This is a genomic window from Blastococcus brunescens, assembly GCF_035320885.1.
In the GTDB taxonomy this organism is placed as follows: domain Bacteria; phylum Actinomycetota; class Actinomycetes; order Mycobacteriales; family Geodermatophilaceae; genus Blastococcus_B; species Blastococcus_B brunescens.
The window spans coordinates 3,163,149-3,185,086 of record NZ_CP141261.1 but is presented as its reverse complement, the minus strand read 5'-3'; the positions used below and the strand labels follow the sequence as shown (position 1 = coordinate 3,185,086).

Genomic DNA, 21,938 nt, shown 5'->3' with positions numbered 1-21,938 from the left:
CTCGACGGCCCGCGCGGAGGGCGGACCGGATCAGCTCAGCGGCTGCGCCAGGCGTTCTTCCGACGGCGCATGTCCCACAGCAGGATCAGGACCATGACGAGGGCGATGCCGACGACCCAGAGGTCCTCCATCCGGCCCTCGTGGTTCCCGAGCACGTAGCTGAGCAGCGCCAGGACGGCGAACCAGGCGCCGATGCGGCCGGCCTTGCCGGTCTCGCCGTGCCAGCCCCAGTCCTCGGGCTGCTCGTGCTCGACAGGGTGGGCACCGACGCGGACGACGCCCTCTTCCCGGCCGGGCTGGTTGACCCGCTGCGTCTCGCTCACGCGTTTCTCCTCGCTGGCGCTCGTCGACCGCCGTGGCCGCACTGCTGTCTCCTCCGCCCGCGCGCTCGCGGGCACCGACATTCTGGCAGGCACCCGGGCACGACACCGGGCGAGGTGGCCCGGCGACGGCGCGCCGTCGTCTCAGGAAGGATGCTTCGCGTGAGTCCACCCCGTGAGGTCACGCTGCTCGGCTCTACCGGCTCCATCGGCCGGCAGGCGATCGCGGTCGCCCAGCAGAACCCCGAGCGCCTCCGGATCACCGGCCTGGCCGCCGGGGGAGGGACGTGGCCCGGCTGGCCGAGCAGGCGCTGGCCCTCGGCGTCCGCACCGTTGCCGTCGCGCGGGCGACCGCGGCGCAGGACCTGCAGCTGGCGTTCTACTCCGCGGCCTCGAAGCGCGGCTGGGCCAAGGGCGAGTACGCGCTCCCCGAGATCCTGGCCGGCCCGCGGGCGGCAGAGGAGCTGGCCGCCCGCCCCGCCGACGTCGTCCTCAACGGCATCACCGGCTCGATCGGGCTGCGGCCCACGTTGTCGGCGCTGCGGGCCGGCCGCACGGTGGCGCTGGCGAACAAGGAGTCGCTGATCGCCGGGGAGCGCTGGTCACGGAGGCTGCGGCGCCCGGACAGCTGGTCCCGGTGGACTCCGAGCACTCCGCGCTGGCCCAGTGCCTGCGCGGGGGGACCGCGACGAGGTGGCCCGGCTGGTCCTGACCGCCAGCGGGGACCGTTCCGCGGCCGCTCGGCCGAGCAGCTCGCCGACGTCACCGTCGAGCAGGCCATGGCCCACCCCACCTGGGACATGGGGCCGGTGATCACCATCAACTCCGCGACCCTGGTCAACAAGGGCCTGGAGCTCATCGAGGCGCACCTGCTGTTCGGCGTCCCGTACGCGGACATCGACGTCGTGGTGCACCCGCAGTCGATCGTGCACTCGATGGTCACGTTCGCCGACGGCGCGACGATCGCCCAGGCCAGCCCGCCGGACATGCGGCTGCCGATCGCGCTGGCGCTCGCCTGGCCCGACCGGCTCCCCGTCGTACAGCCGGCCCTGGACTGGTCGACGGCGAGCACCTGGGAGTTCGCCCCGCTCGACCAGGTGGCCTTCCCCGCGGTGCGCCTTGCCCGGCTGGCCGGGGAAACCGGTGGCGTCGCCCCGCCCTCTACAACGCCGCGAACGAGGAGGCGGTGGCCGCCTTCGTGGCGGGTCGACTCTCGTTCCGGGGCATCGTCGATCTCGTCGCGCGTACCCTCGACGACGCGCCGGACCTCGGCGCCCCCACCTGCGTCGAGGACGTGCTGGCGGCGGAGAAGTGGGCCCGGGAACACGCCCGGGTCGTCATCGCCGGAGGCGGACACTGAGCGGGATCCTGCTGAGCATCCTGGGGATCGTCGCCTTCGCGATCGGCCTGCTCTTCTCGATCGGCTTCCACGAGGCCGGCCACTTCTTCTGGGCGCGGAAGTTCGGCATGCGGGTGCCGCAGTTCATGGTCGGCTTCGGCCCGACCATCTGGTCGCGCACCCGGGGCGAGACCGAGTACGGCCTCAAGGGCATCCCGCTCGGCGGCTACATCCGCATCGTCGGGATGATCCCGCCGGCCGAGGAGGGCGAGAGCAAGCGCGCCACCCGGATGCGCAGCTTCATCGCCGAGGTCCGCGGCCAGGCTCTGAACGACGTCCTGCCCTCCGACGGCGACCGCGTCTTCTACAAGAAGCCGTGGTGGCAGCGCGTCATCGTCATGTTCGCCGGGCCGTTCAACAACCTGGTGCTCGCGGTCCTGTTCTTCACGATCGTGCTCACCGCGTTCGGCATCCCCGAGCCGTCGACGACGCTGGCCCGGGTGCCGGGTGCGTGCTGCCGGCCGGCGCCGACACCGCCACCCGCGAGGACGCCTGCGAGGTCCCGCTGGTGCAGAGCGGTGCCGACGCCGGGCAGGTCTGCGAGGAGGGGACGGCGAACTGCGCTCTCCCGCCCCGCAGCCCCGCGGCACGGGCCGGACTGCTGCCGGGCGACACGATCGTCGCCCTGGACGGCGAGCCGATCTCCCAGGAGACCGAGGTGGGTTGGACCGCCATCCAGCGGACCATCCAGCAGAGCCCCGACGAGCCGGTCGTCTTCACCGTCGAGCGCGAAGGCCAGCGGCGCGACCTGACCGTCACCCCGATCGAGAACGTCGTCTGGGCCGATCCCGAGGCCGGGACGACGCAGGTCGTCGGCTACGTCGGCATCGGCCCCGACCAGCCGTACGTGCAGCAGCCGGTCACGGCCGTTCCCGGGTTCCTCGGCGACTACGTCGTCCGGGCGGTCGACCGGCTCGTGGAGATCCCGGAGCGGATCCCGGCGCTGGCCCGGGCCGCCTTCCTGGGAGAGGAGCGCGACCCGAACGGCCCGATCGGTGTCGTGGGCGTGGGTCGGATCTCGGGGAGATCTTCGCGTTGGAGGACTTCACCACCACCGAGAAGATCAGCACGTTCTTCCAGCTGCTCGCCGGGGTGAACCTGGTGCTGTTCCTGTTCAACCTGCTGCCGATCTACCCCTCGACGGCGGGCACGTCGCCGGAGCGCTCTACGAGAAGGTTCGGTCGACCGTCGCGCGGCTGCGCGGGCGGCCCGATCCCGGCCCCTTCGACATCGCGCGGCTGATGCCGGTGGCCTACGTCGTGGCCGCACTCTTCCTGGCGCTGTCGGCCCTGCTGTTCATCGCCGACATCGTCAACCCGATCACGCTGGGCTGACCTCTCGGCGCACGCCCCCGTCACGGCCGCCGACATGCGCAAGGCCGCGTTCATCGCGTCCACATGCACGCCGGGATGCGGATGAGGGTGCATGCGACGCGCCGCTCGAGTGACGTCACAGTCGCCTCGGCGGCGCGGATCGGTGATCAGGGGATACTGGCTGTCATGGCGATCCCCGTCGGTCTCGGCATGCCGGCTGCACCCCTCCCGTTCTCGCCCCCGGCGGAAGACCCGACAGCTCGACGTCGGCGGTGTCGGGGTCGGCAGCGACTTCCCGGTCAGCGTGCAGTCGATGTGCACCACGAAGACGGCGGACATCAACGCGACCCTCCAGCAGATCGCCGAGCTGACCGCGTCCGGCTGCCAGATCGTGCGCGTGGCGGTGCCCGACACCGACGACGCCGAGGCACTGCCGGTCATCGCGAAGAAGTCGCAGATCCCGGTCATCGCCGACATCCACTTCCAGCCCCGCTACGTCTTCGCGGCGATCGAGGCCGGGTGCGCGGCTGTCCGCGTCAACCCGGGCAACATCAAGAAGTTCGACGACAAGGTCGGCGAGATCGCCCGGGCGGCCAAGGCGGCGGGCACCCCGATCCGGATCGGCGTCAACGCCGGCTCGCTGGACAAGCGGTTGCTGGCCAAGTACGGCAAGGCCACCCCGAGGCGCTGGTCGAGTCCGCGCTCTGGGAGTGCTCGCTCTTCGAGGAGCACGACTTCCGCGACATCAAGATCTCCGTGAAGCACAACGACCCGGTGATCATGGTGCGCGCCTACGAGCTGCTGGCCGCGCAGTGCGACTACCCCTGCACCTGGGCGTCACCGAGGCCGGCCCCGCCTTCCAGGGCACCATCAAGTCGGCGGTCGCCTTCGGTGCGCTGCTGTCCCAGGGCATCGGGGACACCATCCGCGTCTCGCTCTCCGCTCCGCCGGTGGAGGAGGTCAAGGTCGGCAACCAGATCCTGGAGTCGCTGAACCTGCGCCAGCGGGGCCTGGAGATCGTGAGCTGCCCGTCCTGCGGCCGGGCGCAGGTCGACGTCTACAAGCTCGCCGACGAGGTGACCGCCGGGCTCGAGGGCATGGAGGTCCCGCTGCGGGTCGCCGTCATGGGCTGCGTCGTCAACGGCCCGGGCGAGGCCCGCGAGGCCGACCTGGGCGTGGCCTCCGGCAACGGCAAGGGGCAGATCTTCGTCAAGGGCGAGGTCGTCAAGACCGTCCCGGAGTCGCAGATCGTGGAGACGCTGATCGAGGAGGCCATGCGCATCGCGGCGGAGCAGACCGCTGCCGGGACGCCGTCCGGCGCTCCCGTCGTCAGCGTCAGCTGACCCCGGCCCGTCCCGTGCTCCGAACGCCCACCGCCCGCGTCCTCGACGAGGGCGACGAGGCGGCCGTCCACCGGCTGCTGGCCAGCGACCCCGTCGCCGCGTGCGTCCTCGCCGGACGGGTGGAGACGTCGGGCACCGCGCCGTCCTCGCTCGGTGCGCCGCTGTGGGGTTTCGGTGCCGGCAGCGAGCTGGAGGCGGTCTGCCTCGCCGGTGCCAACCTCATCCCGTTCGCCGTCCCCGGCGCCGAGCACGCCGCGGCCGCGGCCTTCGCCGACCGGGCCCGCCGTGCCGGCCGGCGCTGCTCGACGATCGTGGGACCGGCGGCCTCGGTGGCCCCGCTCTGGGAGCTGCTGGCCCCGTACTGGGGCCCCGCCCGGGACCACCGGCCGCGTCAGCCGCTCATGGCCGTCGACGGACCCCGGCGGTGGCACCGGAACCACGGGTGCGCCCGGTCGTCCCGGCCGAGCTCGACACCCTGCTGCCGGCCGCCGTGGCGATGTTCACCGAGGAGGTCGGGGTCAGCCCGCTGCGCGTCGACGGGGGAGCCGGCTACCGGGCCCGTGTGGCGGAGCTGGTCCGTGCCGGGCAGTCCCTGGCGTGGATCGAACGGGGCGAGGTGCTGTTCAAGGCGGAGATCGGCGCCGTGTCCCGGTCGGCCTGCCAGGTCCAGGGCGTGTGGGTGGCGCCGGCGCACCGCGGGCGCGGGCTCGGGACGGCGGGAACGGCCGCGGTCGTGGAGTACGCGCGGTCCGCCATCGCGCCGGTGGTCAGCCTGTACGTCAACGACTTCAACACCGCGGCCCGCGCCGCCTATCGCCGGGTGGGCTTCCAGGAGGTCGGGCAGTACGCCAGCGTGCTGTTCTGACGGCCCCCGCAGCCTCGCGGCGAGCCCAGCGCGGCGCGAGAGGGCCGGGACCCCTCTCTGGAAAGCTGACCTGGTGCTGCAACGGGGACCCGCGCTCGCCACCGCGCTCCTGCTCCTGACCGCTCCGGTCCTGGCTGCCTGCTCCGGCACCGCCGAGGACGACGCCCGCGCCGCGGCCGAGGCGTTCCTGGACGACTGGTCCGGTGGCGACACCGCCGCGGCCGCCGGGGCGACGACCGACCCCGACGCAGCCACGGCCCTGCTCGAGCAGACGGCGGAGGACCTGCCCGGGGCCACCGTGGACGCCGAGCTGGGCGAGGTCACCGTCGAGGACGGCACCGCCTCGGTCGGCTGGACGGCGACGTGGGACCTGGTTGCTGCCCCCGAGTGGAGCTACGAGTCGACGCTGCGCCTGGAGGAGGGCGACGACGCGTGGCAGGTCGTCGCGGAGCCGGCCCTCGTGCACCCGGAGCTGGCCGACGGCCAGCACCTGGAGCTCACCCGCAGCCTGCCCGAACGCGCCCCCTCACCGATGCGGCCGGAGCGCCGCTGTTCACGCCCACGGAGGTCGTCAACGTCGGCATCGATCCCGGCCAGGTCACCGACCTGCCGGCGCTGGCCGCGGGGCTGTCCGCGGCCACCGACATCCCGGCGGAGGACATCGTCGCCGACGTCCAGGCCGAGACCCAGGGCCGGTTCGTCCCGGTGATCACCCTGCGCCGGCCGCAGTTCGAGGAGATCCGCGCCCAGGTCTTCGACCTGCCCGGCGCCGTCTTCCCCACGGCCACCCGGTTGCTCGCGCCCAGCCCCCGCTTCGCCGAGGCGCTGCTGGGCCGGGTCGGCGAGGCGACGGCCGAGGTCATCGAGGAGTCCCAGGACGACGGCGAGGTGCGCTACGCCGCCGGCGACCAGCTCGGGCTCTCGGGGTTGCAGCGCGCGCTGCAGGTGCAGCTCGCCGGGACCCCTGGCTTCACCGTGTCGGTCGTCAGCACCGACGAGACCACGGGGGACACGGGCGTGGAGATCGCCGCGGTGGCACCCGAGCCGGGGACACCGGCGCAGACGCCGCTGGTCCCGGCCCTGCAGAACGCCGCCGATGCCGCCGTGGCCACCCAGCAGCTGCCCACCCACCTGGTCGTCGTCCGTCCGGGCACCGGCGAGCTCCTGGCGGTGTCCTCCAACGAGGTGGCCGACGCGGGCAACGCGCTCACCGGCCAGTTCCCACCGGGGTCGAGCATGAAGGCGATCACCGCGACGGCGCTGCTGTCGGCGGGCGCCGTGACCCCGGCCACCGCGGTCGCCTGCCCCGGCACCACGGTCGTCGAGGGCCGGGAGTTCGAGAACCAGGACCAGTTCGACCTCGGCACCGTCCCGTTCACCGAGGCCTTCGCCCAGTCGTGCAACACGACCTTCATCGAGCTGGGGCTCGAGCTCCCCGACGAGGCGCTGGCCGAGGCGGCGACGTCCTACGGCGTCGGCACCGACTGGCAGCTCCCGGTCGGCGTCTTCGGCGGCAGCGTGCCGGCCGACAGCACCGGGACGACGAAGGCGGCGAACGCGATCGGCCAGGGCGAGGTCCTGATGAGCCCCGCGCAGCTGGCGCTGGTCGCTGCAGGCATCGCCAGCGGCACGCCGGCCGCGCCCGTCGAGGTGGTGGACGCCGAAGCCGCCGGTCCGGCTCCTGCCGGTCCGGCACCGGCGGTGCTGGACGCCCTGCGGCCGTTGATGCGCCAGGTGGTGCTGTCCGGCACGGCCACGGCGCTGTCGGACCGGGGGAGGTCTACGGCAAGACCGGGACGGCCGAGTACGGCAGCAACACCCCGCCGGACGCGCACGGCTGGTTCATGGGCTACCAGCTCGCCGGCCCACAGGGCGACATCGCGTTCGCGGTCCTCGTGGAAGGTGGGCAGTCCAGCAGCGCGGCGGTGGCCGTCACCGACGCCTTCCTCGGCAACCTCTGATCCGGCCCCGTCCAGGGGCCCGACCCGAGCTTGCGAGGGTTGGGGAGGACGGGGTCCTTTCTCAGGTGGCGGGGAGGCCGGGAAAGGGGCGGGTGACCGGGGTCTGACCTGCGGCGCCCCGCCAGCCCACCGCGCGCACCTCCGTGGCGCTGAGGATGCCGACCGCGAGTTCCCGGGTGGTCCGCTCGACGGACTGGTCCAGGACGCGCACCCACGCCGCCGCGACGCCGTCCTCCAGCACCACGGCCAGCGCGGCTGCATCGGTGGCGGAGAGCACCGGGAAGGGCAGCGAGTAGCCGCCCTCGGCGCCGACCGGCTCGGTGTCGCGCTCGGCGAGGAGGGTGAGGACGCGGTCGCGGGCGTCGCGATGGGCCACCTCGGACGCCGTGGCCAGGCCCTGGGCTTCCGCGGCGAGCGCGGCTCCGACGACGCCATATCCCCAGATCGCGGCGTGCTCGGCCGCCAGGGCCTCGGCCAGAGCGGCGTTCTCCGTGCGCAGGTTGAGCGCACCTGGGTCCGCTGCCTCGTCAGCCATGCCTGTTCTCCGTCATGCCAGTCTCCCGTCCTGCCCGGCGAGGCCCGCGGCGATCGATCCCAGGAGGGCCGCACGGGCACCGGACTGCCCGATGCACGCTGCGGCGTGGGAAGCGGCGGCTGCGGCGACCTGTCCGCGGAGCCAGGCGCGCGTCTCCGGCGCCGGCGGGGCGCCGCCGGACGGCGCGGCCGTGGACGTCGGGCTGCCGGGCGCCGCGGCTCGGAGACGGGTCAGCTGCGCGCCGGCCTGCTCGGCGAGAGCGGCCACCTCCCCGGCCAGCGCCGGATCGGCCGCACCCGCCGCGGCGAAAGCCGCCACCACGGTCTCCTGGACCGCGACCTGGGCGCTCAGCGCGTCGGCCTGCTGGCTGGTGACCTGCTCCCGCTCGTCCGCGGTCGTCGACGTGCACCCGGTCGCCAGGACTGCCAGCCCGGCGGCGGAGGCCGCCAGGAGGGTGCGCCTGGAGAAGCCCCGAGGGCAGGAGGGGAGGAGGGAGACATCGTGGCCATTCTCGCAGTCGGGACGCCGCGGGGCCGGTAGTGCACCCAGGCGCGTCCGGCCCGGTCCCGTCCGCCCCTCCCGTCCCCGGTGCCGGCCGCCGGTGCGTGGTCGGACGCCCCGCCGCGGGGCGGTAGCCTGACCTCTTCCCTCCACCCGGGCCCGACCTGCGCCGAAGGCCGGTCGGCGCCGGAGCGGCGGGGGATCGCGTTCCGCACCAGGCGGCCGCCCGAGCCCGAGGAGGAGACCGTGTCCACCTCTCACGGCACGCAGCGCACGGACCCGGCCACCGCCCGGCTGGCGGGCTGGATCGAGCCCGTCGTCGGCGCGGCCGGGTACGACCTGGAGGAGCTGGTCGTGACCCCGCAGGGCGGCGCAGCGTCGTCCGGGTCGTCGTCGACCGGGACCATGGCGTGACCCTCGACGACATCGCCGAGGTCAGCCGCGCGGTCTCGGAGGCGCTCGACCAGAACGACGACGGGATGGGACGCACCCCTACGTGCTCGAGGTGACCAGTCCTGGCGTGGACCGCCCGCTGACCGAGCAGCGGCACTGGCGCCGCAACACCGGTCGCCTGGTGACCGTCGCCGTCGGTCCGGCGGGCGCGGCGCAGGAGGTCACCGCCCGCATCACCGCCGTGGACGCGGCCGGTGTGACCCTCGCCGTCGAGGCGCAGGGCAGGCCCGGTGCCAAGAAGAAGGCGCCGACACCGCGGAACGTGCCGTGGGCGGAGCTCGGCAGCGGCCGGGTGCAGGTGGAGTTCGGCCGCCCCGGTCGCGACGACGGCGCCGCGCTCGACGACGGGTCCGGCGACGACGCGTCGCTGGACCACGTCGACGACGATCTGATGGACGACCCCGAGCTCGACGACAGCGAGCCCGGCACCGCGCCGCGGGCGCGAGGAGGAGCACAGTGAACATCGACGTCACCGCGCTCAAGGCGGTGGAGCGGGAGAAGGGCATTCCCGCCGACACGGTGATCGAGGCGATCGAGTCCGCGCTGGTGACGGCCTACCGGCACGCCGACGGGGCGGCCAAGCACGTGCGCGTCCACGTCGACCGCAAGAGCGGCGAGGTCGCCGTGCTGGCCCTGGAGCTGGGCCCCGACGGCGAGGTCGTCCGCGAGTGGGACGACACCCCCACCGACTTCGGTCGGATCGCGGCCAGCACCGCCAAGCAGGTCATCGTCCAGCGGCTGCGCGACGCCGAGCACGAGCAGACCTTCGGCGAGTACGCCGGCAAGGAGGGCGACATCGTCAGCGGCATCGTGCAGGCGCACGACCGCCGCAACGTGCAGGGCACGGTGCTCATCGACATCGGCAAGGTGGAGGCCGTCCTGCCCCAGGCCGAGCAGGTACCCGGGGAGGAGTACACGCACGGCAACCGGATCAAGGCCTATGTCGTGTCGGTCGCGCGCACCTTCCGCGGACCCCAGGTCACCGTGTCGAGGACCCACCCCCACCTGGTGCGCAAGCTCTTCGCCCTCGAGGTCCCCGAGATCGCCGACGGCAGCGTCGAGATCGTGGCCGTGGCCCGGGAGGCGGGGCACCGCTCGAAGATCGCCGTCCGGACGAAGGTCCCCGGGCTGAACGCCAAGGGCTCGTGCATCGGCCCGATGGGCCAGCGCGTGCGCAACGTCATGAGCGAGCTGCACGGCGAGAAGATCGACATCGTCGACTGGTCGGACGACCCGGCCACGTTCGTCGCCTCGGCGCTCAGCCCGGCGAGGGTCAACAGCGCACGGGTGGTCGACCCGCAGGCCAAGGCCGTCCGGGTGATCGTGCCGGACTTCCAGCTGTCGCTGGCGATCGGCAAGGAGGGGCAGAACGCCCGCCTGGCCGCGCGCCTGACCGGCTGCCGGATCGACATCCGCAGCGATGCCCAGCCCGACGACGACGCGGCGACTCCCTCTCCCGGGGTGGGTCGTCCGCCGCTGCGTTCCGGCGTTCCGGCGGGCTCCGAAGGTCGTCCAGGCGCCCAGCGACCCCCGGCGCACCGCCCACCGTCCCGACGCGCGGAACATCCGGGCTCCGCCACGCGCTAGAGTGCAGGGTGGTCGAAACGTCGAAACCGGTCCGCACCTGCGTGGGGTGCCGGAAACGCGCTCCGGCCGCTGATCTGCTGCGTGTCGTCGTGCGCTCCGGGGCCCTGGTCCCGGATCCGCGACGGCGGCTCCCCGGGAGGGGGCATCGGTGCACCCCACTCCGGGTGCCTGCATGCAGCGGAGCGACGCCGGGCCTTCGCCCGGGCGCTGCGCCTCCCCGGGGGCGGCAGCGGCCCGCTGGAGGTCGGTTCGCTCCGGGCCCATGTCCTCGGTTCCTCCCCGGAGGAGACGGAGCACGGTCCGGGAGCGGGCAGGTGACCGTGGTCCCGACCGCGCGAACCATCAGAAGTTCCACAGTCGGATCGGCAGCAGGCCGGTCCGCACGTCGACAGGACATCGTCGGATGACTCAGCCGTGAAGTTCTCACGATGACCATGCGCCACTAACGACGAGGTCGAGCGGGCAAGCCGCCGGCCTCACCCATGAGGAGACCCGTGCCAGGCAAAGCCCGCGTACACGAACTCGCCAAGGAGTTCGGTGTCGACAGCAAGACCGTGCTCGCCAAGCTCAAGGAGCAGGGCGAGTTCGTGAAGTCCGCGTCCTCCACCGTCGAGGCCCCCGTGGCCCGTCGGCTCCGGGAGGCTCTCGGCAACGAGTCCGGTAACGGTTCGGCGGCCCCCACGCCCGCCGCCCGCCCGAGCGCCCCTGCGGCTCCGGCGGCTCCGGCGCCCGCCGCTCCGGCCCCCGCCGTCCAGGCCCCGGCCGCACCCGCGTCCGCCGCTCCCGCGGCTCGCCCGGCCGCACCCGCCCCGGGACCGCGCCCGGCCGCGCCCGCTCCGCAGGCCCCTGCGGCGAGCGCACCGGCCCAGCCCGCCCCCGCCCGTCCGGCTGCGCCCCGTCCGGCACCTGCCGGCGGGTCGGCCCCGGCCGGCGCCGGTCCGCGCCCCGGACCGCGCCCCGCGCCCCGTCCGGGTAACAACCCGTTCAGCTCCCCGCGGCCGGCCGCGCCGCCGGCGGCTGCTCCCGGTGCCGGTCCCGGCGCCGGTCCCCGGCCTGGTCCGGCTGCACCCGGTGCGCGTCCCGCGCCCGGCGGGCCGCGGCCTGCTGCCGGTCCGGGCGGCCCCGTCCCGGTCCGGGTGGCCCGCGTCCGGCTCCCGGCGCCGGCGGACCCCGCCCGGCGGCCGGCCCCGGCGGGCCGCGCCCCAACCCGGGGATGATGCCGCAGCGCCCGTCGCCGGGCATGATGCCCGGCCGACCCGCAGGTGGCGGTCGCCCCGGCGGTGGACCCGGTGGTCGTTCGGGTGGTCCCGGCGGCGGTGGCCGTCCGGGAGGTCCCGGCGGTGGCGGTGGCTTCCGTCCCGGTGGCGGCGGCGGTGCCCCCGGTGCCGGCGCGCCTGCCGGTGGTGGCTTCCGTGGTGGCGGCGGTGGCCGCGGCCGTGGCCGTGGTGGCTCGGGTGCCGGCACCGCCGGTGCCTTCGGGCGTCCCGGCGGCCGCGGTCCGGTCCGTGGCCGCAAGAGCAAGAAGCAGCGGCGTCAGGAATTCGACTCGATGGCGGCGCCCAGCATGGGCGGCGTCTCGTTGCCGCGCGGCAACGGGCAGACCGTCCGGCTGCCCCGGGGCGCCTCGCTGACCGACCTGGCCGAGCGGATCAACGCCGAGCCGGCCGCGCTGGTCACCGCTCTGTTCCACCTGGGCGAGATGATCACCGCGACGCAGTCGGTCAACGACGACACGTTGCAGCTGCTCGGTGCCGAGATCGGCTGGGTCATCCAGGTCGTCAGCCCCGAGGACGAGGACCGCGAGCTGCTCGAGGACTTCGACCTCACCTTCGGTGACGAGGAGGGCGACGAGGAGGACTGGTCGTCCCGCCCGCCGGTGGTGACCGTCATGGGTCACGTCGACCACGGAAAGACCAAGCTGCTGGACGCCATCCGGCACGCCAACGTGGTCTCGAAGGAGGCCGGTGGGATCACCCAGCACATCGGCGCCTACCAGATCGTCACCGAGCTCGAGCACAACGAGCGGCCGATCACCTTCATCGACACCCCGGGTCACGAGTCGTTCACCGCGATGCGTGCCCGAGGGGCGAAGGTCACCGACATCGTCGTGCTGGTCGTGGCCGCCGACGACGGTGTCATGCCGCAGACGGTCGAGGCGCTCAACCACGCCCAGGCCGCCGAGGTGCCGATCGTGGTCGCGGTCAACAAGGTCGACAAGGAGGGGCCAACCCCGCCAAGATCCGCCAGCAGCTCACCGAGTACGGCCTGGTGGCCGAGGAGTACGGCGGCGACACCATGTTCGTCGACGTCTCCGCGATCAACCGCCAGGGCCTCGACGAGCTGCTGACGGCGATCCTGCTGACCGCCGATGCCTCGCTGGACCTGCGCGCGAACACCGAGCAGGACCCGCAGGGTGTGGTCATCGAGGGCAAGCTGGACAAGGGCCGGGGCCCCGTCGCCACGGTGCTGGTCCAGCGGGGAACCCTGCGCCAGGGCGACTCGATCGTGGCCGGCGACGCCTACGGTCGCGTCCGGTCGCTGCTCGACGAGCACGGCAACAAGCTCAAGGAAGCCCTGCCCGCGCGTCCGGTCCAGGTCGTCGGCCTGACCTCCGTGCCGCGTGCCGGGGACACCTTCCTCGTCGTCGAGGAGGACCGGGTGGCCCGGCAGATCGCCGACCGCCGCCAGGCCCGCATCCGCAACGCGCAGAACGCCTCCATGCGCAAGCGGATCAGCCTCGAGGACCTCGACGCAGCGCTCAAGGAGACCCGTCAGCTCAACCTGATCATCAAGGGCGACAACTCGGGCACCGTCGAGGCGCTCGAAGAGGCGCTCATGAAGATCGAGGTCGACGACGACATCTCGCTGCGGGTCATCCACCGCGGCGTCGGTGGGATCACCAAGAGCGACATCGACCTGGCGCTGGCCGACGACGTCATCGTCCTGGGCTTCAACGTCCGGGCCGAGGGCCAGGCCACCGAGCTGGCCAACCGCGAGGGCGTGGACGTCCGGTACTACACGGTCATCTACCAGGCCATCGACGAGATCGAGGCCGCGCTGAAGGGCATGCTCAAGCCCGTCTACGAGGAGGTCCAGCTCGGCACGGCGGAGGTCCGCGAGGTCTTCCGGGTGCCAAAGATCGGCAACGTCGCCGGTTCGCTGGTCCGCAGCGGCACGATCGTCCGCAACTCGAAGGCGCGGCTCATGCGTGACGGTGCCGTGGTCGCCGACAACCTGTCGGTGGAGTCCCTCCGCCGGTTCAAGGACGACGCGACCGAGGTCCGCGAGGGCTACGAGTGCGGTATCGGCCTGGGGTCGTTCAACGACATCAAGGTCGACGACGTGATCGAGACCTTCGAGATGCGCGAGATCCCGCGCACCTGAGTCGGCTCAGGTCCCCTGATGATCAGGTCTCCTGATCATCAGGGGACCTCCCTCACCGTCGACGGTGAGGGAGGACCCCATACGGCGAGGGAGGACGTCGACCGAGCGGATGTGGGACGGAGGCGAATGTTCACCGGAACCCTCACCGCCGACCTGCTGCTCGGCGACGTCCACTCGCTGAAGGGAAGCGCGCCGTGGTGCGGCCGATCGTGGCCGAGCTGCGACGGCGCTTCGCCGTGGCCGCCGCCGAGGTGGGTGACCAGGACCTGCACCGTCGCGCGCAGATCGGCGTCGCCACGGTCGCCGGTGATGCCGGCCAGGTGACCGACGTCCTCGACGCGTGCGAGCGGTTGCTGGCCGAGCGGCCGGAGGTGACGCTTCTGTCGGCGCATCGCCAGCTCGTCAGCGACACCGATTGAAGAAGGACCCCTCGCCCCCACCGCTCGCAGGCTCGCGGCGGGGCCCTGCGAGAGGGACGTTGCATCTAGTCACCTGGAGGTCCGATGGCCGATCCGGCCCGCGCACGCAAGCTGGCGGTGCGCATCCGTCAGATCGTCTCCGCCGCGATCGAGACGCAGATCAAGGACCCCGCCTGGGCATGGTGACGGTGACCGATGCCCGGGTCACCGGTGACCTCCGCGAGGCCACGGTGTTCTACACCGTGTACGGCGACGAGACGCAGATCGCCGACTCGGCCGCGGCGCTGACCAGCGCCACCGGTGTGCTCCGCTCCACCGTCGGCAAGCAGACCGGCATCAAGTTCGTGCCGACGCTGGCCTTCGTCGCCGACATCGTCCCGGACACCGCCCGGGAGCTGGAGGAGGCGCTGGAGCGGGCCCGGCACGCCGACGCGGAGCTGGCACGTGCCCGCGAGGGCGCGACGTACGCCGGGGAGGCCGACCCCTACAAGAAGCCGGCGGAGGACGAGGACGGCGAGGACGAGGACCTGCTCGCGTCCGACACTGCCGATGACACCTCCGACGATCCCGCAGCCACCAGGAGTGCGCCGTGAGCGAGAACGACCCGGACCCGTACGAGCCCGACGAGGGGCAGGGCACGTCGATGCTCGGTGGACGCCGTGCCCCGACGCCGGTGATCCGACCGACGGCGGGAAGCACGGCGAGCTGGGGATGCGCCGAGCATCACCTCCGACGAGCCCGACGACGGCTCCACCTACCCGGTGGGCGGGGGTCCGTCGACGAGGAGGAGAACGCCCCGCCGGTCGCCGACCCGGGCCCGGACGCCTGATCGACGTGGCGCTCACCTCACGAGGTGCGGCCGTCCCCGTGCGCCGCACCGCCGCTTCGGTGCTCGCCGAGGCCGCTGACAGGCGGGCCACCGTCGTCCTCTCCGGTCACGTGCAACCCGATGCGGACGCACTGGGCAGCACGCTGGCCCTGGCCGAGGGCCTGCGCCGCCGCGGCGCGCGCGTGCTGGTCACGTTCCCGGACCCCTTCACGCTGCCGGCGTCCCTCGGCTGGCTGCCCGGGGCCGAAGGGCTCGTCCCGTCGTCGGCCGTGCCGTCCTCACCCGACGTGTTCGTCAGCCTCGACGCCGCATCGCCCGGGCGTCTGGGCGAGCTGGCCGTGCTGCTCGACGCCGCCGGCACCTCCGTCGTCGTCGACCACCACGCCAGCAACCCCGGCTTCGGCGACGTCCGGCTGATCGACGGCGGGGCTCCGGCCACCGTCACGCTCGTCGCGGGCCTCCTCGACGAGCTCGGCGTGCCCCTGGACGCCCAGCTGGCGACCCTGCTCTACGCCGGCCTGGCCGCCGATACCGGCTCCTTCCGCTTCGGCAACACCCGGCCGGAGACCCACGAGCTCGCCGCTCGGCTGCTGGCGACCGGCATCGACCACTCCGACATCAGCCGGCGCCTGTTCGACACCGCCCCTTCGGCTGGCTGGGCCTGCTGTCGGTGGTCACCGGGCGCGCCGTTCTCGAGACCGATGTCGGCGCCGGGCTGGTGTGGACCTGGTCCAGTGCCGCAGAGGCCGCCGAGCACGACCTGCCCGCCGAACAGCTCGAGGCGCTGGTCGACGTGGTGCGGGCCACCGAGGAGGCCGACGTGGCCTGCGTCCTCAAGGGTCAGGACGACGGATCCTGGTCGGTGTCGCTCCGCTCACGGGGGCCACCGACCTCGCCCGCGTGGCCACGGCTCTCGGCGGCGGGGGACACGTCCTCGCCGCCGGCTACAGCTCCTACCTCGATCGCGACAAGACCATCGAGGCGTTGCGGGCCGAGCTGTCCGCCTGATCCCGTGACGCCTCCCGTCGCGCGGACACCGCGGTCCGTCCTCTCCCTCGCACTCCCGGCGCTGGTGGTGCTGGCCGCCGAGCCGCTGTACCTGCTCGTCGACACCGCCGTCGTCGGCAACCTCGGCACCGTCCCGCTCGGCGGGCTGGCGGTCGGCGGCGGGCTGCTCGCCTGGTCCGCGGCCCTGCTGAACTTCCTCGCGTACGGCACCACCGCCCGCGCCGCGCGCCGGGCCGGGGCCGGTGACCGGCCGGGCGCGGTCGCCGAGGGCGTCCAGGCCACCTGGCTCGCGCTCGCGCTGGGCCTCGCCGTGCTGCTGCTCTTCCAGCTCCTCGCCGGGCCCCTGACCCGCCTGCTGGCCGGCGGACCGGGGCCGGTCGCCGAGGCGGGGAGCAGTGGCTCCGCGTCGCTTCCCTGGGTGCGCCCCTGCTGCTGATCTCGCTGGCCGGCAACGGCTGGCTGCGTGGTGTGCAGGAGCTGCGGCGACCGGTGCGCTTCGTGCTGGCCGGCAGCCTGCTGAGCCTCGTGCTGTGCCCGCTGCTCGTGTACCCGGCCGGTCTCGGGCTCGTCGGTTCGGCGGTCGCGAACGTGGCCGGTCAGACGCTGACGGCGGCGCTGTTCGTCCGGGCGCTCACCCGGGAGGGAGTGGTCTGGCGGCCGCGGCCGACGGCGCTGCGCAACCAGTTGGTCATCGGCCGGGACCTCCTGCTGCGTGCCGCGGTGCTGCAGCTGTCCTTCCTCGCCGCGGCCGGGGTCGCCGCCCGCGCCGGCACCGCGTCGCTGGGGGCGCACCAGATCGCCCTCCAGCTCTTCTTCTTCCTCGCCCTGGTGCTCGACGCCTACGCCATCGCCGCACAGACCCTCGTCGGGCACGCACTCGGGAGGAACCATCCGGCCGAGGCGCGCGCCACCGCCACCCGCGTCGTCCTGTGGGGTCTGGGCACCGGAGTGCTGGTCGGGGCGGCGCTGCTCGCGCTGCGCGACGTGCTCCTCCCGCTGTTCACCGACGACCCCGCCGTCATCGGTCAGGCCGAGGTCGTGTGGTGGTTCCTGGCCGGGATGCAGCCCCTGGCCGGTGTCGTCTTCGCCCTCGACGGGGTGCTGATGGGAGCCGGGGACGTCGGTTACCTGCGCACCGTCACGATCGGGTCCGCGGTGGTCGGGTTCCTGCCGCTGTCGCTGCTGTCCGGCCCGCTCGATCTGGGGCTCGCCGGCGTGTGGACCGGGCTGTGCCTGTTCATCGGCCTGCGGCTGGCCGGCGTGCTGGTCCGGGTGGCGGGTGACCGCTGGCTGACGGCGCCTGCAACGGTGGGGACGTGAGCAACGCGAGAACGACGCCCGAGCGAGCATCGCCCCAGGCTGGGGGCGCTTCCCGCGTGCGGGGGACAGTGACCGAGGAGCGGAACGAGGGCGGAGTCGAGCAGTGAGTCGACGACCCGACGCCGACGTCCCGCCCGGTCTCCTGCTCGTCGACAAGGCGGGGGCATGACCTCGCACGACGTCGTCGCCCGGGCGCGGCGGGTGCTGTCGGTGCGGAAGGTCGGTCACGCCGGGACGCTCGACCCGATGGCCACAGGGTTGCTCGTGCTCGGCGTCGGCGCGGCCACCCGGCTGCTCGGGTACGTCGGCGGCCACGACAAGACCTACGAGGCGACCATCCGGCTCGGCCGGACGACGGTCACCGACGACCGCGAGGGCGACGAGCTGGCCACGACCTCGACCGCCCACCTCGACGACGACGCGGTCCGGACGGCCCTGACGGCCCAGACCGGTCCCCTGCAGCAGGTGCCCTCGTCGGTGAGCGCCGTCAAGGTCGAGGGACGCCGGTCCTACGACCGGGTGCGGGCGGGGAGGCGGTCGAGCTGGCGCCGCGCCCGGTCACCGTCCACCGGCTGGACGTGCACCGGATCGAGCGACCGACACCGGACCTGGTGGACGTCGCGGTGACGGTGTCGTGCACCGCCGGCACGTACATCCGGGCGATCGCCCGCGACGCGGGCGCGGCGCTCGGCGTGGGCGGCCACCTCACCGAGCTGCGCCGCACGGCCTCCGGTCCGTTCTCCGTCGAGCGCGCCGCGCCGGTCGAACAGGCCGGCGCCGCCCTGGCCGCCGGAGGAGGGGAGGGTTTCCTGCCGCTGACGCAGGCCGCCACCACCGTCTTCCCGGCGCGGATCGTCACCGCCGAGGAGTCGCGTGCGCTGGGGTACGGCCAGCGCATCCCCGCCACCGGCGCGCCCGGCCTGCACGCGGCCGTCGACCCCGAGGGACGGCTCGTCGCGCTCCTGGAGGACTCCGGGTCCACCGCGCGGGTGGCCGTCGGGTTTCCGTCGGCGTGAGAGCCTGCGCCAGGTGAGCACCCTCGACGCACGCATCTCGGCCCTGGAGGCCGAGTTCCGTCCCCTGAGCGGCGTGCTGGTGGCCTTCTCCGGCGGAGTCGACTCCGGCGTCGTCCTCGCGGCCGCCGTCCGGGTGCTCGGCACCGGTCGCGTGGTCGCGGCGACCGCCGTCTCCCCGAGCCTTCCGGCGTCCGAGCGGGACCAGGCGATCGCCTTCGCCGGGTCGCTGGACGTCCGCCACGAGCTGCCCCGCACCGATGAGCTGTCCCGTGACGGGTACCGGGCCAACGCCGGGAACCGGTGCGCCTTCTGCAAGACCGAGCTCGTCGAGGTCCTGACCCCGTTGGCCGCGTCCCTCGGCATCGGCGACGTCGTGACCGGGACCAACGCCGACGACCTGAAGGCGGGCTTCCGGCCCGGGATCCGGGCCGCCGCCGAGCGTGGGGCCTGGGCGCCCCTCGCCCGGGCCGGCATGACCAAGGACGACGTCCGGTCCACGGCCCATCGCTGGGAACTGCCCCTGGCCGACAAGCCGGCCGCCGCCTGCCTCGCGAGCCGGATCGCCTACGGAGTGCCCGTGTCCGCCGAAGGACTGGCACGGGTGGAGGCGGCCGAGGCGTCGCTGCTCGCCGCCCTGGACGACGCGGGCCTCGCGGTGCGCGACCTGCGGGTGCGCGACCTCGGCGACGACACGGCCCGGGTGGAGGTCGACGCCTCGCTGGTGGAGCGGATGGCGGGGCGGCGCGACCTGCTCGCCGCCGTCGTCGGCTTCGACCGGGTGGAGCTCGACCCGCGCGGGTTCCGGTCGGGGTCGATGAACGAGCTGCTGCCCGACCCGGTCCGCTACCGCTGACCCCTGGCCCCTACCGGTGGGCACCCCGCGCGATCCGGGCTGCGGCGACGCCGGCGCCGAATCCGTTGTCGATGTTCACCACCAGCACACCGGGCGCGCACGCGGTGAGCATCGTGAGCAGCGCGGCGAGGCCCTCGAAGGCGGCGCCGTAGCCCACGGAGGTGGGTACGGCGACGACGAGGCGGTCGGTCAGGCCGGCCACCACGCTCGGGAGCGCCCCGTCCATCCCCGCCACGACGACCACCACGTCGGCCGCCGCGATCTCCGGCGCCACCGCGAGCACGCGGTGCACCCCGGCCACGCCGACGTCGTCGACCCGCGTGCAGCCCACGCCGCTGGCGGCGAGCGTGGCCGCGACCTCGGCGGCGACCGCACCGTCCGAGGTCCCGGCGGTGAGGACCAGGACGTCGCCGACGGGGGCGGCAGCTCGCCCACGAAGGCGCACCGCGCCTCGGTGTCGACGACCGCGTCCGGCCACCGCTCGCCGATCGCCGCCGCCGTGGCGTCGTCCACCCGCGTCGCCCAGGCGAGTGCGGAGCCTCCGTCGAGCAGGGCGGCGAGGCAGGCGACGGTCTGGGCCGGCGTCTTCCCACCGGCGTAGACGACCTCGGGGGTGCCGGTGCGCTCCGCCCGGTCGAGGTCCAGCCGGGCGAAGCCCAGATCGGCGGTGCGCTGCGGACTCACGCCGTCCAGGGTGCCCCATCGGGTGGATTGACCGATGAGCGAGGCGGGAAGGGGTGGGCCATGAGCGTCGTGAAGATCAATGCGGTGACCGTCCCCCGGACAAGCAGGCGCGCTTCGAGGAGCGTTTCCGTGGCCGGGCCGGTGCGGTCGAGAAGACTCCCGGCTTCGAGTGGTTCGAACTGCTCCGCCCGCTGGAGGGCACCGACCAGTACCTGGTCTACACGCGGTGGAGCAGCGAGGAGGCCTACCGGGAGTGGCAGTCAGGGCAGGACTTCGACCGCGCCCACGACGGGGAGGGGACACCCTCGCGCCCGCGGCCGCCGGCTCCTCCCACCTCTGGTCCTACGAGGTGCTGGAGTCCGCCGGGCCGCACGCCGGCCAGGACCAGCAGGCCTGAGCCCACGCCGGGAGCGGTCGGCTCATGGCCGCCGCCCCCGGCGGGGATAGTGTGCAAACGGTCCCGGCGGTCGCCGGGGTCACCGGAGCACGTGCACTCGCAGGTGGGAGCCATGACCGACACGCTCGCCGACAGCCGTACCTCCTCGCGGATGTTCACCGAGGGTGTGCCGCTCGTGGTGGAGGACGTGACGCGTCGCCCGGCGGCCGAGCGCGCCGAGATGCTGGCCGACCCCGGCTTCGGCCGGTACTTCACCGACAGCATGTTCGTGGCGCGCTACCAGGCGGGGAAGGGCTGGTACGACGCCCGGCTGACCGCCTACGGCCCGCTGCAGATGGACCCGTCGACGGCGGCGCTGCACTACGCGCAGTCGATCTTCGAGGGCTTGAAGGCCTACGCCCAGCCCGACGGCAGCGTGGCCACGTTCCGCCCGGAGGCCAACGCCGCCCGGTTCGCCCGCGGCGCGAAGCGGCTGGCGATGCCGCCCGTCCCCGAGGACGCGTTCATCGCGGCCGTGGACGCGCTCGTCGACACCGACCGCGACTGGGTGCCGACCGGCCCCGACCAGACCCTCTACATCCGTCCGTACATGCTGGCGAGCGAACCGTTCCTCGGTGTGCGGCCGGCGTCGGAGTACCTGTTCCTGGTCATCGCCAGCCCGGCCGGGGCGTACTTCCCGCGTGGCGTCCACCCGGTCTCGGTCTACCTCTCCGAGGACTACATCCGGGCCGCCCCGGTGGCACCGGCGACGTGAAGTGCGCCGGCAACTACGCCGCCAGCCTGCTGGCCCAGGAGCAGGCCATCGCGGCCGGCTGCGACCAGGTGGTCTGGCTCGACGCGGTCGAGAAGCGCTACGTCGAGGAGATGGGCGGGATGAACCTGTTCTTCGTCCTCGGCTCCGGGGACGACGCCGAGCTGGTCACGCCGGAGCTCACCGGCACGCTCCTCCCCGGCATCACCCGCGACAGCCTGATCGAGGTCGCCCGAGCAACGGGGCACCGGGTCACGGAGCGGAAGTTCTCCGTGGACGAGTGGCGCCACGGCGTGGCCGACGGCACCGTCACCGAGACCTTCGCCTGCGGGACGGCCGCCGTGATCACACCGGTCGGTGAGGTCAAGGCGCGCACCGGCGACTTCGTCGTCGGCGACGGCACCCCGGACCGCTGACCATGGCGCTGCGCGAGTCGCTCCTGGACATCCAGCACGGGCGGGTGGCCGACACCCGCGGCTGGCTGCACCGGGTCGCCTGAGCGACGAGCTGTCGCGTGCTGCGCTGGCGGGGGCTGGAGGCCACCCCGGGTGATCTCGGGCGGACGGTGGTCACGATCGGGATGTACGACGGCGTCCACCGGGGGCACCAGAAGCTGATCGGCGCCGCCGTCGACCGGGCCCGGGCGATGCGCCGGCCGTCCCTGCTGCTGACCTTCGACCCGCATCCGGCCGAGGTCGTGCGCCCGGGCTCGCACCCGGCGATCCTCACCTCGCTGGACCGCAAGGCCGAGCTCGTGGCCGGCCTCGGCGTCGACGCCATGTGCGTGCTCCCGTTCACCGCGGAGTTCATGCGGCTCTCGTCGGAGACCTTCACCCACACGGTGCTGGTGGAGCACCTGCACGCGGCCCAGGTGGTGATCGGGCAGAACTTCACGTACGGCCACCGGGCCGCCGGCACGGTCGACTCGCTGATGGCCGAGGGGCGGCGGTTCGGCTTCGCGGTCGAGGGCGTGCCGCTGGCCAACGTGGGGCAGCGCGGG

The 21,938-nt window shown here is 73.8% G+C and carries 28 protein-coding genes and 9 pseudogenes; 33 read left to right on the top strand and 4 right to left on the bottom strand.

Translation table 11 applies throughout. The features are described 5' to 3' along the window. Positions 1-35: 35 nt before the first annotated feature. Positions 36-323, bottom strand: coding sequence for a DUF2631 domain-containing protein (locus tag U6N30_RS21355; protein ID WP_324273875.1), 288 nt, complete (start codon positions 321-323; stop codon positions 36-38). A gap of 150 nt (positions 324-473) precedes the next feature. Here U6N30_RS21355 and U6N30_RS34365 point away from each other — a divergent pair. The 11 genes and pseudogenes from U6N30_RS34365 to U6N30_RS21305 all read left to right on the top strand — a co-directional run. Beyond that, positions 474-554, top strand: a pseudogene (locus U6N30_RS34365) (hypothetical protein); the annotation flags it as partial. A gap of 53 nt (positions 555-607) precedes the next feature. After that, a pseudogene (locus U6N30_RS21350) lies at positions 608-1,680 on the top strand (1-deoxy-D-xylulose-5-phosphate reductoisomerase). Beyond that, positions 1,632-2,138 (top strand): annotated as a pseudogene (locus tag U6N30_RS21340) (site-2 protease family protein); the annotation flags it as partial. The pseudogenes U6N30_RS21350 and U6N30_RS21340, both read left to right, overlap by 49 nt. Then, positions 2,036-2,815, top strand: coding sequence for a PDZ domain-containing protein (locus U6N30_RS21335; protein WP_324278403.1), 780 nt, complete (start codon positions 2,036-2,038; stop codon positions 2,813-2,815). The pseudogene U6N30_RS21340 and the gene U6N30_RS21335, both read left to right, overlap by 103 nt. Next, entirely contained in the window at positions 2,755-2,961 is a 207-nt protein-coding gene (locus tag U6N30_RS21330) for a hypothetical protein (protein ID WP_324273873.1), read from the top strand. Before U6N30_RS21335 ends, U6N30_RS21330 begins: the two co-directional genes overlap by 61 nt. Positions 2,962-3,144: 183 nt before the next feature. After that, positions 3,145-3,943 (top strand): annotated as a pseudogene (locus tag U6N30_RS35615) (flavodoxin-dependent (E)-4-hydroxy-3-methylbut-2-enyl-diphosphate synthase); the annotation flags it as partial. A 39-nt stretch (positions 3,944-3,982) separates the two neighbouring features. Beyond that, positions 3,983-4,375 carry a hypothetical protein gene (locus U6N30_RS35610; RefSeq protein WP_479690621.1) on the top strand — a complete coding sequence of 131 codons (393 nt, stop codon included), beginning with the start codon at positions 3,983-3,985 and terminating at the stop codon, positions 4,373-4,375. A 14-nt stretch (positions 4,376-4,389) separates the two neighbouring features. After that, a pseudogene (locus tag U6N30_RS21320) lies at positions 4,390-4,749 on the top strand (DUF4081 domain-containing protein); the annotation flags it as partial. A gap of 50 nt (positions 4,750-4,799) precedes the next feature. After that, positions 4,800-5,240, top strand: coding sequence for a GNAT family N-acetyltransferase (locus U6N30_RS21315; protein ID WP_324273872.1), 441 nt, complete (start codon positions 4,800-4,802; stop codon positions 5,238-5,240). A gap of 73 nt (positions 5,241-5,313) precedes the next feature. After that, positions 5,314-5,667 (top strand): annotated as a pseudogene (locus U6N30_RS21310) (NTF2-like N-terminal transpeptidase domain-containing protein); the annotation flags it as partial. Then, positions 5,604-7,201, top strand: a pseudogene (locus U6N30_RS21305) (penicillin-binding transpeptidase domain-containing protein). The pseudogenes U6N30_RS21310 and U6N30_RS21305, both read left to right, overlap by 64 nt. Before the next feature lie 61 nt (positions 7,202-7,262). Here the strand turns inward: U6N30_RS21305 and U6N30_RS21300 are convergent. After that, complete coding sequence (locus U6N30_RS21300) at positions 7,263-7,736, bottom strand: ferritin-like domain-containing protein (RefSeq protein ID WP_324273871.1); 474 nt, start codon at positions 7,734-7,736, stop codon at positions 7,263-7,265. 12 nt (positions 7,737-7,748) lie between these two features. Beyond that, positions 7,749-8,054, bottom strand: coding sequence for a hypothetical protein (locus tag U6N30_RS21295; protein WP_324273870.1), 306 nt, complete (start codon positions 8,052-8,054; stop codon positions 7,749-7,751). A 429-nt stretch (positions 8,055-8,483) separates the two neighbouring features. On the opposite strand from U6N30_RS21295, the gene U6N30_RS21290 reads away from it, so the two are divergent. The 17 genes from U6N30_RS21290 (at position 8,484) to larE (ending at position 19,106) form a co-directional block, all read left to right on the top strand. Further along, on the top strand, positions 8,484-8,651 hold the full coding sequence (locus U6N30_RS21290) for a hypothetical protein (RefSeq protein WP_324273869.1): 168 nt from the start codon (positions 8,484-8,486) through the stop codon (positions 8,649-8,651). After that, positions 8,648-8,746, top strand: a complete 99-nt coding sequence (locus U6N30_RS21285) for a hypothetical protein (protein WP_324273868.1) — start codon at positions 8,648-8,650, stop codon at positions 8,744-8,746. Before U6N30_RS21290 ends, U6N30_RS21285 begins: the two co-directional genes overlap by 4 nt. Then, a complete protein-coding gene (locus U6N30_RS21280; RefSeq protein ID WP_324273867.1) occupies positions 8,743-9,150 on the top strand; it encodes a ribosome maturation factor RimP in 408 nt (135 codons plus the stop codon). The genes U6N30_RS21285 and U6N30_RS21280 overlap by 4 nt, the downstream gene beginning before the upstream one ends. Further along, entirely contained in the window at positions 9,147-10,277 is a 1,131-nt protein-coding gene (gene nusA, locus U6N30_RS21275) for a transcription termination factor NusA (protein WP_324273866.1), read from the top strand. The genes U6N30_RS21280 and nusA overlap by 4 nt, the downstream gene beginning before the upstream one ends. A gap of 8 nt (positions 10,278-10,285) precedes the next feature. After that, on the top strand, positions 10,286-10,684 hold the full coding sequence (locus U6N30_RS21270; RefSeq protein ID WP_324273865.1) for a YlxR family protein: 399 nt from the start codon (positions 10,286-10,288) through the stop codon (positions 10,682-10,684). A 75-nt stretch (positions 10,685-10,759) separates the two neighbouring features. Further along, on the top strand, positions 10,760-11,494 hold the full coding sequence (locus tag U6N30_RS21265; RefSeq protein WP_324273864.1) for a translation initiation factor IF-2 N-terminal domain-containing protein: 735 nt from the start codon (positions 10,760-10,762) through the stop codon (positions 11,492-11,494). A 332-nt stretch (positions 11,495-11,826) separates the two neighbouring features. After that, complete coding sequence (locus tag U6N30_RS21260; protein WP_324273863.1) at positions 11,827-12,624, top strand: translation initiation factor IF-2 N-terminal domain-containing protein; 798 nt, start codon at positions 11,827-11,829, stop codon at positions 12,622-12,624. Further along, positions 12,546-13,661, top strand: a complete 1,116-nt coding sequence (gene infB / locus U6N30_RS21255) for a translation initiation factor IF-2 (protein ID WP_324273862.1) — start codon at positions 12,546-12,548, stop codon at positions 13,659-13,661. Before U6N30_RS21260 ends, infB begins: the two co-directional genes overlap by 79 nt. 236 nt (positions 13,662-13,897) lie before the next feature. Then, positions 13,898-14,080 carry a DUF503 family protein gene (locus tag U6N30_RS21250; RefSeq protein WP_324273861.1) on the top strand — a complete coding sequence of 61 codons (183 nt, stop codon included), beginning with the start codon at positions 13,898-13,900 and terminating at the stop codon, positions 14,078-14,080. A gap of 188 nt (positions 14,081-14,268) precedes the next feature. Continuing rightward, the gene (locus U6N30_RS21245; RefSeq protein ID WP_324273860.1) at positions 14,269-14,673 is read left to right on the top strand and encodes a ribosome-binding factor A; all 405 of its coding nucleotides are present in this window, start codon (positions 14,269-14,271) and stop codon (positions 14,671-14,673) included. Continuing rightward, positions 14,670-14,909, top strand: a complete 240-nt coding sequence (locus tag U6N30_RS21240) for a hypothetical protein (RefSeq protein ID WP_324273859.1) — start codon at positions 14,670-14,672, stop codon at positions 14,907-14,909. Before U6N30_RS21245 ends, U6N30_RS21240 begins: the two co-directional genes overlap by 4 nt. A 38-nt stretch (positions 14,910-14,947) precedes the next feature. Then, positions 14,948-15,925, top strand: coding sequence for a DHH family phosphoesterase (locus tag U6N30_RS21235; protein ID WP_324273858.1), 978 nt, complete (start codon positions 14,948-14,950; stop codon positions 15,923-15,925). Next, the gene (locus U6N30_RS21230; protein ID WP_324273857.1) at positions 15,922-16,353 is read left to right on the top strand and encodes an MATE family efflux transporter; all 432 of its coding nucleotides are present in this window, start codon (positions 15,922-15,924) and stop codon (positions 16,351-16,353) included. Before U6N30_RS21235 ends, U6N30_RS21230 begins: the two co-directional genes overlap by 4 nt. Next, on the top strand, positions 16,332-17,237 hold the full coding sequence (locus tag U6N30_RS21225) for an MATE family efflux transporter (RefSeq protein ID WP_324278402.1): 906 nt from the start codon (positions 16,332-16,334) through the stop codon (positions 17,235-17,237). Before U6N30_RS21230 ends, U6N30_RS21225 begins: the two co-directional genes overlap by 22 nt. Before the next feature lie 165 nt (positions 17,238-17,402). Next, positions 17,403-17,864, top strand: coding sequence for a hypothetical protein (locus U6N30_RS21220; RefSeq protein ID WP_324273856.1), 462 nt, complete (start codon positions 17,403-17,405; stop codon positions 17,862-17,864). Next, a complete protein-coding gene (locus U6N30_RS21215; protein WP_324273855.1) occupies positions 17,861-18,253 on the top strand; it encodes a hypothetical protein in 393 nt (130 codons plus the stop codon). Before U6N30_RS21220 ends, U6N30_RS21215 begins: the two co-directional genes overlap by 4 nt. A 13-nt stretch (positions 18,254-18,266) precedes the next feature. Further along, a complete protein-coding gene (gene larE, locus U6N30_RS21210; protein WP_324273854.1) occupies positions 18,267-19,106 on the top strand; it encodes an ATP-dependent sacrificial sulfur transferase LarE in 840 nt (279 codons plus the stop codon). Positions 19,107-19,116: 10 nt separating this feature from the next. Here the strand turns inward: larE and larB are convergent, their stop codons facing one another. After that, on the bottom strand, positions 19,117-19,551 hold the full coding sequence (larB, locus tag U6N30_RS21205; protein ID WP_324273853.1) for a nickel pincer cofactor biosynthesis protein LarB: 435 nt from the start codon (positions 19,549-19,551) through the stop codon (positions 19,117-19,119). A gap of 292 nt (positions 19,552-19,843) precedes the next feature. Here larB and U6N30_RS21200 point away from each other — a divergent pair. From U6N30_RS21200 to U6N30_RS21180, 5 genes and pseudogenes are all read left to right on the top strand, one after another. Then, positions 19,844-20,020, top strand: a pseudogene (locus tag U6N30_RS21200) (antibiotic biosynthesis monooxygenase family protein); the annotation flags it as partial. A 23-nt stretch (positions 20,021-20,043) separates the two neighbouring features. Beyond that, on the top strand, positions 20,044-20,187 hold the full coding sequence (locus U6N30_RS21195; protein WP_324278600.1) for a hypothetical protein: 144 nt from the start codon (positions 20,044-20,046) through the stop codon (positions 20,185-20,187). A 112-nt stretch (positions 20,188-20,299) separates the two neighbouring features. Continuing rightward, positions 20,300-20,941 (top strand): branched-chain amino acid aminotransferase family protein, encoded by a 642-nt coding sequence (locus U6N30_RS21190; protein WP_324278599.1) that lies wholly within the window; start codon positions 20,300-20,302, stop codon positions 20,939-20,941. Continuing rightward, on the top strand, positions 20,938-21,354 hold the full coding sequence (locus U6N30_RS21185) for an aminotransferase class IV (RefSeq protein WP_324273852.1): 417 nt from the start codon (positions 20,938-20,940) through the stop codon (positions 21,352-21,354). Before U6N30_RS21190 ends, U6N30_RS21185 begins: the two co-directional genes overlap by 4 nt. Before the next feature lie 164 nt (positions 21,355-21,518). Then, positions 21,519-21,866, top strand: a pseudogene (locus tag U6N30_RS21180) (bifunctional riboflavin kinase/FAD synthetase); the annotation flags it as partial. Positions 21,867-21,938 lie beyond the last annotated feature (72 nt).

Coding starts and splice junctions, on each gene's coding strand:
- U6N30_RS21260 (WP_324273863.1), top strand. CDS start 11,827: ATGGCGGCGCCCAGCATGGGCGGCGTCTCGTTGCCGCGCGGCAACGGG.
- U6N30_RS21190 (WP_324278599.1), top strand. CDS start 20,300: ATGACCGACACGCTCGCCGACAGCCGTACCTCCTCGCGGATGTTCACC.
- U6N30_RS21300 (WP_324273871.1), bottom strand. CDS start 7,736: ATGGCTGACGAGGCAGCGGACCCAGGTGCGCTCAACCTGCGCACGGAG.
- U6N30_RS21220 (WP_324273856.1), top strand. CDS start 17,403: ATGACCTCGCACGACGTCGTCGCCCGGGCGCGGCGGGTGCTGTCGGTG.
- U6N30_RS21265 (WP_324273864.1), top strand. CDS start 10,760: ATGAGGAGACCCGTGCCAGGCAAAGCCCGCGTACACGAACTCGCCAAG.